Origin of the sequence: Streptomyces xanthophaeus (assembly GCF_000725805.1) — a bacterium.
Taxonomy (GTDB): Bacteria; Actinomycetota; Actinomycetes; order Streptomycetales; family Streptomycetaceae; genus Streptomyces; species Streptomyces xanthophaeus.
This window is the reverse complement of the sequence record NZ_JOFT01000110.1, coordinates 1-419: the sequence shown is the minus strand read 5'-3', so window position 1 is coordinate 419 and position 419 is coordinate 1. Positions and strand designations below refer to the sequence as shown.

Sequence of the window (419 nt, the reverse complement as noted above, 5' to 3'; positions counted from 1 at the left end):
CGGGAGTTCGTCGTCGAGCACGTGCTGGCGCAGCTCGTCGAGGACGGCATCAAGCTGGACACCGAGGGCTACCGCCTGCTGGTGAACCCGACCGGGCGCTTCGAGATCGGCGGCCCGATGGGTGACGCCGGCCTGACCGGCCGCAAGATCATCATCGACACGTACGGCGGCATGGCCCGTCACGGCGGCGGTGCCTTCTCGGGCAAGGACCCGTCCAAGGTCGACCGCTCCGCGGCGTACGCGATGCGCTGGGTCGCCAAGAACGTGGTCGCCGCCGGTCTGGCCTCGCGCTGCGAGGTCCAGGTCGCGTACGCGATCGGCAAGGCCGAGCCCGTCGGTCTGTTCGTCGAGACCTTCGGCACGCACAAGGTGGACGTGCAGAAGATCGAGGACGCCATCGGCGAGGTCTTCGACCTGCG

The 419-nt window shown here is 69.2% G+C and carries 1 protein-coding gene; it reads left to right on the top strand.

Annotated elements, in window-relative coordinates:
- The coding region (locus IO30_RS0129090) for a methionine adenosyltransferase domain-containing protein (protein WP_031147824.1) at positions 1–419 on the top strand (419 nt) is incomplete at both ends.